Here is a 7,156-nt window from a genome sequence, read left to right on the forward strand (position 1 = left end):
GCCTTTTATCTTCTGACATACGTTACTAGGAAGAGTGGATAGGAGGGGCGTATTTTGTCAGAACGAGCACATCATCGTTCATTATTAACAGGACGAGAAAGAGAAATTTTTCAATTGTTAGTGCGTGATTATTCAACGAAAGATATTTCCATTCAACTCAACATCAGTGAGAAAACCGTGAGAAATCACATCTCGAATACCATCCAAAAGTTGGGCGTATCAGGCAGATCACAAGCGATACTCGAACTTTTACGACTTGGCGAATTAGCACTAGACTGAGTATGTCTTGCCAATTTCCGCAAAAGACGTCACAATGAATACACAAGTAATCGTATTCAGGGAGTGGATTTAGCACATGACAGAGCAAATTTCGAGCAATGAACATAACCATAACCAGGAGCAAGTAGCTTTTCTGGAAAAAGAACTTCGTTATATATCAGGTATTATCAAACAAAAAGGTCGCCAAATTTTAAGTAACTATACAGTGACGCCACCTCAATTTGTTGCGTTGCAATGGTTGTTTGAACATGGTGACATGACCATTGGTGATCTTTCGACCAAAATGTATTTGGCATTCAGTACGACAACGGATTTAGTCGACCGGATGGAAAAGAACCAACTTGTCATGCGTGTTCGTGATGAGCAAGATCGACGTGTCGTTCGCATTCATTTATTAAAAGAAGGCGAGCGCGTGATTGAAGAAGTTATTCAAAAACGTCAAGATTATTTGCAAGATATTTTGTCTGATTTTGATGCTGTAGAAGTGCAACAGTTGTCGAGCCTTCTCCAAAGACTTCATGTAGAAATGAAAGAGGATTGAGGCGAATCTCGTGAATACACCAATCGGCGTGATCGATTCAGGTGTTGGCGGCTTAACGGTTGTCAAAGAACTTATGCGACGATTGCCCAATGAGCAATTTCTCTACATTGGAGATACAGCGAGATGTCCATATGGACCGCGTTCAGCAACTGAAGTGCGGAAATTCACATGGCAAATGGCGGAAGCACTGAAAGCGCAATCCATAAAAATGCTCGTTGTCGCGTGTAATACAGCAACAGCGGTCGCACTTGAATCCTTACAAAAATATTGCCCGTTCCCAGTCGTGGGGGTTATTTTCCCAGGGGCGCGAGCAGCTATAAAAGCAACAAGACGTTCTGAAGTCTGTATATTGGGGACTGTAGGTACTATTCAAAGTGGTGCTTACGAGAAGGCTTTGAAGGCTTTATCATCTTCATGTCATACCGTTCCACTTGCTTGCCCGGCATTTGTTCCACTAGTTGAAAGTGGCGAATATGAAGGCGAATTTGCGAAGGAATTGGTTGAAAAGACACTCGAACCACTGCAAAAGGAATCATTTGATACGTTAATATTGGGATGTACTCATTACCCTTTATTACAGGATCTTATTGAAAAGGCGGTTGGTCCGCATGTGAAGGTTCTTTCATCAGCCGAAGAAACGGCCGATGAAGTGGATGCTATCCTCAACTATTACCAGAAGCAAAGAGAGCAACCGAGTAAGGTACCGCACATTTTCTATACAACTGGTTCCATACCAATGTTCAGGACCATTATTACGAAATGGCTTGAAATCGAAAACCCAACAATTCAACAAATATCATTTAAATAAAACCTGGAATTCCTTGAAAAAGGAATTTCCGGGTTTTGATTCGTTTAAAGCTTATGTGATACGATAAGTGCGCGAATGTATACGAGGAGGAAACAAACACATGAGACAAGATGGACGAAATTCAAAACAACTGAGACCTGTGACGATAGAGACCGATTACTTGGTACATCCAGAAGGTTCCGTATTGATAACGGTAGGACAGACGAAAGTAATCTGTACAGCAACCATTGAAGAACGCGTACCGCATTTTTTACGTGGGCAAGGCAAAGGATGGATTACGGCTGAATATTCAATGCTTCCAAGAGCGACAGGTTCACGAACACAACGTGAAGCGTCGAAAGGTAAGATTGGTGGCCRTACAATGGAAATACAACGTCTCATTGGACGAGCACTACGAGCAGTAGTCAATCTGGAAACATTAGGAGAGCGAACGCTGTGGATTGACTGTGATGTGATCCAGGCAGATGGCGGCACACGTACTGCTTCGATTACCGGTGCATTTGTTGCGATGACAATGGCTATTGCAAAGCTACAAGATGAAAAACAGCTCCCTGAATTTCCTGTAACAGATTTTCTTGCAGCGACGAGCGTAGGAATTGATGGTGAGCTCGGTGCAATTCTTGACCTAAACTACATTGAAGATTCCTCAGCAAATGTCGATATGAATATTATCCAGACCGGTTCTGGTCAATTTGTGGAACTTCAAGGTACTGGAGAAGAGGCTACATTCACAAGACAGCAATTAAATGAATTGCTTGATCTGGGTGACGAAGGCATTCAACAGTTGATTGCCATTCAGAAAGATGTGCTTGGGGAAATGGCTGACCGGATCTGCAAAAAGCTAGGTGATTTATCATGAAGCAAGTAATTATTGCAACGAAAAACAAAGGCAAGGCGAAAGACTTCGAAGCGATTTTCAATCCCTATGGTTTTGAAGTTTTGACTCTCCATGATGTAGCGAATGACATGGATATTGAAGAAACAGGCACAACGTTCGAAGAAAATGCCGTTCTTAAAGCTGAGGCGCTTGCTGAACGCTTACAAACATTCGTGATAGCTGATGACAGCGGTCTAGCAATTGACGCTTTAAATGGCGCGCCAGGTGTCTATTCTGCACGCTATGCCGGGGAAGAAAAAAGTGATGATGGAAACATGCAAAAAGTTCTGACTGAACTTGAAGGTGTGGAAGACGAAAAACGGACAGCTCGTTTTTGCTGTGCCATTGCGTTGGCAGGTCCTAATATGGAGACGAAGACTGCGTTCGGAACTTGTGAAGGCGTCATTGCACATGATAAAAAAGGCACAAACGGCTTTGGTTATGATCCGATTTTCTTTGTGCCGACACTTGGTAAAATGATGGCTGAGTTATTGCCTTCAGAAAAAGCGGCAATTTCCCACCGTGGAAATGCCATCAAAAAAATTGAAGCGGAATTACCCAACTTGTTGAAATAAGGTGGCGAGTACATGCGTATTTTAGTAATGAGTGATACCCATGGAGAAGTAAATTCGATTGATCAGGTAAGACAACATGTCGGTTCAGTGGATGCAGTATTTCATTGTGGGGATAGCGAACTTGATGTAAATCATACATCGCTGCAATCTGCTTTTGTCGTCAGAGGAAATTGTGATTGGGATTCCTCATTTCCTGAAGAAGTATTCGCTGAGATTAACGGTGTGAAAATATTTATGGCGCATGGTCATTTATTACAAGTGAAATCGACCATGCTGCCGATTAGTTACCGTGCTCAGGAACTTGGAGCTGATGTGGTTTTGTTCGGACATTCTCATTTACTGGGTACTGAACAGATTGAAGGCACCGTATTTGTAAATCCGGGAAGTTTGGAATTGCCAAGAGGACGCCTTGAAAAGAGCTATGCAATCATCGAAAAATCACCAGTTCAGTGGACCGTAACATTCTTTTCGAATGAAAATGAAACACTTGAAAAAGTAACATTTAAAATTACTGAAAAATAACGTTGACTTTTGGCTGTAGCATTTCTATAATAAATATTGTCTTCATTTCTGAAAAGAACTGAAAATCACAAGTCTCAGTAGCTCAGCTGGATAGAGCAACGCCCTTCAATTTATTAGGAGCCTTTACAGGGAAAAAAGAACCTGTAGAGTGGACGACACTATATCGGTGAAACCTTAACAGATTATGCTGATGGCAATACCGAGGAAACTTACGCTTCGCGAAAGTGAAGAAGAGGCAATCTGAATGATTACATACGTAATGGTAAGAATGCTAAGAATCGTCTAACGACGTGAGGTTCCGTAGAGACTACACGTGTCGCACCTGCAATGGTGAAGATATAGTCCAGACTACAAACAATGTTCATTGGTAGCGAAAGCTATAGTGGTAAGCTAAGGCGTCGGTCGGGGGTTCGAATCCCTCCTGGGACGTAAGAATTATGGCGGTAAACGCCGGTATATCTACCTTTTGACGAACTTAGGGGAACGAACGGGGAAACGAACTTTGTTGAATATCCCTTATTCTAACCCTACTGAAAAGGTAGACCGAAATTATCTTCTAATCTAATTGATTAGGGGATTTTTTTTATGACAAAAAGAACAGGTTTGTTTGATATTAATGCTGATTTTGATGTGAAGCGGTTAATAGAAGGAGATCAAAAATCACAGCAAAAAGAAATGACAATTGAAAAAGCATTAACTACAATCACGAAGCAAATGCAAGTTAGTGGATTCAGACAAAGAACTATTAAAGACTATAATCTACACATGAATCATCTTTGTAAAATTACGAATGTGACCTACCTTCATGAAATATCATCTGAATTGATTTATCTTTGGCTTGATTCAATGAAAGTGTCTAATCAGACAAAACTAATTCGCCTAAAATGTTTGAAGGCAATCCTCTCAAAATGCTTTGACAATGGTTGGGTTAAACAAAGATTTTGGAAGTCGATAAATATCAAAGTTGATAAAAATGTCAAGAAGGGTGCTACGAGCAACGAAATTCAAATCTTACTATCTTTGTTAGACTTAAACTCTTTTATCGGTTTACGGGACGCTGTAGCGATTATAACGCTATACAAAACGGGAATAAGAATAAACACACTGGGACAACTTGAGGAGCGTCATATTGATTTTGAAAATATGATGTTAAATCTGGACGGTGCAATATTAAAAAATCATAAAATGCTTCAACTTCCAATAGACAATCAAATGGCTCAATTATTTCGTGTGTTAATCGATCAAAATAAGAAAATAAGAAGCAGTTACAACCAACGAAACAAATTTGTATTCTTATCTCAAAAAGGAACATCTCTAAACACTAAATCAACCAATAACGCTATCTCAAAGCGTTTACATAAATACAGTAAAGAATATAACCTTGTTAATATTAATCCTCATGCTATCAGAAGAGGATATGCAAAAGACCTTCTAAACAAAGGGGCTAACCTTGCATTAATTTCTAAAGCATTAGGTCATTCGAATTTGGCGGTCACCACTCAATACTTAGACTTAGATGAAGAAGAGGTTGTTACTAATTTACGAAAGTTTATGTGAGGCTCAGGCAATTTTAAAACCCATCAAAAGATGCTGAGTGATCAAAGAATTAACACTACACTTGTTTACGCACATGTGTTGCCCGAAACAATTAAAGAACATGGGCAGTTTAATCCACTAAAGATGATAAATGAATCAACAACCATATAAACTAAAAGAAAACTATGAGAATAGAATCCTTTTTTCTTCCATTATAATAATGAAAGTGGTGTTTCTAATAATTTCAAATGCAGTAATGGAAAAGTACAATATACAAACAGTATGGTCAAGCTTGAAAAAGGAAGATAGCATTGCAATAGGCTATATTCGTGCATATTTAGGTGAATGTAGAGATGGAAAGTGGGTAGTGGTAATCACGGATTCAACTTGGGAGGAATCAGAAGTTCTAGTAGTGAACAATAGAGTTACTGCAACGAAGCGGATACGAGATCGAGGTTTCTGGACAAGGATGAGAAAGGTTTTTCCAACTAAGCATTAAGTCAAAAGTAATTCTAATTTGTAAGCTTGAAATTTTTCGGATAGAAAAACAAGACGATCGTGAGATCACTTACATAATGTAATAAAGGAAATCAAGAGTAAGGTGTAGAATATCGTTGGTGTAGAAAATATTTACACAATATCCAATAGGGAGTGGTTTGGGATGGTTAATTTAGAGTTGGTTCAGAATTATGTTGTCAATAATGAGAATAAAACGATTAAAGAAGTAGTCGAAAAGAAACATGCAGGATTTGAAAATGGTTGGGAAGTAAAAGGCGACATGGTTGAATTTTGGTTTAGTCCAACTGTTAAGTTAGAGAATAGCCCATTGACTGCACCAGCAAAATACAAGTGGGAAGTTAGAGACACGAAAATAACTCCTATCAATGGGAAGGCTATTGAATTGACACCTGAGCTGGATGAAAGATTAATTGAGTTTCAAAAGCGAAGAGATTCTATTTCCAAAGAAGAGTTAGAAATTTATGATTTAATTTCGAAGTTATATGGTGAAGAGGAAGATGATAATGAATATCAAATTACTTTCGGTAAAGTCGCCAAACAATATGAGATGACTCCTAAAGAAGTAGAGGAACTTTATTTTAAAGTTAATGAAAAACTTGGTGTAATTTAATTTGATATTCAACTGAGCATCCAAGAAATTGGGTGCTTTTTATTTGGATAAGATTTGAGGAATATAAAGTGAAATGAATTGATGAATAAAAATTGGTTGAGGGTATGAACTTTCTAGACCTTTTATGAGTGTTTGAGACTAAGGGCTAGTTGAAATCCCTCGGTTTTTGATGAGCCAGTTGATGGGGGTAGGAGGGGACTGGGGAAAGGTCGATATTCAAATTGGCAAGAGATAATAATGACATAGTAATAAAAGAACTGCCCAACCCTTTTTGAATGTGGTTGGGTTATTCCTTTATATTGAAATGATATTGAAATGATTTTTTAGTCCGTTTTTTGGTTTTTTGAATAAAAACATATTAAAATTGCAATACATTTGTTTAGACTGAATATTCAGTTTTTATTTATTTGAATTTGTAGTATAGTAATTAACGGGTCAATAATTGTAAGAAAGATCAGAATAACTAAAATCAGAATGTACTTGTTTTGATACTTGTGGACTTGTCCCAAATGCGAACTAGAGTATGTATATAGAAATCAACATGTGTACTTCAATCGAGTGAAAGGTACTGTCGAATCAAGTGGCGCAACTGTGTCACTTGGTGTACAAAGCAAAAGGGGATAACATAATGACATTTTCGGTAATGGCAACAAATGAAGTAAATAATCAAAGTCTACTAAAAAAGCAATATAATACAAAAAACACAATAGCTGAAAAATTGCTGCGGTTGTTGAAACAACAACATTCTGTGCAATTACGTAGAGAGTTCATCAGTGCTGTGCATAATGAGGTAGGACTAGATTCGAAAATTTATAGGGTCAATGGAAAATTAATGGGTGGATTCTGGGGAGAGGTCTGTTGCGCATCTATAGAAGTGATAGATATAACA

Annotated in this window: 10 protein-coding genes; all 10 read left to right on the forward strand. The window is 38.4% G+C overall.

Going from position 1 to position 7,156, the window contains the following annotated elements; all coding sequences use genetic code 11:
- Positions 1-54 precede the first annotated feature (54 nt).
- On the forward strand, positions 55-279 hold the full coding sequence (locus AC1DSL_RS14705; RefSeq protein WP_016426747.1) for a helix-turn-helix domain-containing protein: 225 nt from the start codon (positions 55-57) through the stop codon (positions 277-279).
- A 76-nt stretch (positions 280-355) separates the two neighbouring features.
- Entirely contained in the window at positions 356-820 is a 465-nt protein-coding gene (locus AC1DSL_RS14710; RefSeq protein ID WP_016426748.1) for a MarR family winged helix-turn-helix transcriptional regulator, read from the forward strand.
- Between the two features lie 10 nt (positions 821-830).
- Entirely contained in the window at positions 831-1,628 is a 798-nt protein-coding gene (gene racE, locus AC1DSL_RS14715) for a glutamate racemase (protein WP_016426749.1), read from the forward strand.
- A 100-nt stretch (positions 1,629-1,728) separates the two neighbouring features.
- A complete protein-coding gene (gene rph, locus AC1DSL_RS14720; protein ID WP_477532739.1) occupies positions 1,729-2,487 on the forward strand; it encodes a ribonuclease PH in 759 nt (252 codons plus the stop codon).
- Complete coding sequence (locus AC1DSL_RS14725; RefSeq protein WP_477532740.1) at positions 2,484-3,080, forward strand: XTP/dITP diphosphatase; 597 nt, start codon at positions 2,484-2,486, stop codon at positions 3,078-3,080. The genes rph and AC1DSL_RS14725 overlap by 4 nt, the downstream gene beginning before the upstream one ends.
- Before the next feature lie 12 nt (positions 3,081-3,092).
- A complete protein-coding gene (locus tag AC1DSL_RS14730; protein WP_477532741.1) occupies positions 3,093-3,602 on the forward strand; it encodes a metallophosphoesterase in 510 nt (169 codons plus the stop codon).
- Positions 3,603-4,187: 585 nt separating this feature from the next.
- The gene (locus AC1DSL_RS14735; protein WP_477532742.1) at positions 4,188-5,159 is read left to right on the forward strand and encodes a tyrosine-type recombinase/integrase; all 972 of its coding nucleotides are present in this window, start codon (positions 4,188-4,190) and stop codon (positions 5,157-5,159) included.
- Positions 5,160-5,289: 130 nt separating this feature from the next.
- Entirely contained in the window at positions 5,290-5,637 is a 348-nt protein-coding gene (locus tag AC1DSL_RS14740; RefSeq protein ID WP_477532743.1) for a hypothetical protein, read from the forward strand.
- A 162-nt stretch (positions 5,638-5,799) separates the two neighbouring features.
- A complete protein-coding gene (locus AC1DSL_RS14745; protein WP_477532744.1) occupies positions 5,800-6,267 on the forward strand; it encodes a hypothetical protein in 468 nt (155 codons plus the stop codon).
- Between the two features lie 628 nt (positions 6,268-6,895).
- Positions 6,896-7,156: hypothetical protein (locus tag AC1DSL_RS14750; RefSeq protein ID WP_477532745.1), on the forward strand; the 261-nt coding region annotated here is incomplete at its 3' end.

The organism is Paenisporosarcina sp. P4_D4, from assembly GCF_056401835.1.

Coding starts and splice junctions, on each gene's coding strand:
- AC1DSL_RS14725 (WP_477532740.1), top strand. CDS start 2,484: ATGAAGCAAGTAATTATTGCAACGAAAAACAAAGGCAAGGCGAAAGAC.
- AC1DSL_RS14710 (WP_016426748.1), top strand. CDS start 356: ATGACAGAGCAAATTTCGAGCAATGAACATAACCATAACCAGGAGCAA.
- AC1DSL_RS14735 (WP_477532742.1), top strand. CDS start 4,188: ATGACAAAAAGAACAGGTTTGTTTGATATTAATGCTGATTTTGATGTG.
- AC1DSL_RS14745 (WP_477532744.1), top strand. CDS start 5,800: ATGGTTAATTTAGAGTTGGTTCAGAATTATGTTGTCAATAATGAGAAT.
- AC1DSL_RS14730 (WP_477532741.1), top strand. CDS start 3,093: ATGCGTATTTTAGTAATGAGTGATACCCATGGAGAAGTAAATTCGATT.
- AC1DSL_RS14740 (WP_477532743.1), top strand. CDS start 5,290: ATGAATCAACAACCATATAAACTAAAAGAAAACTATGAGAATAGAATC.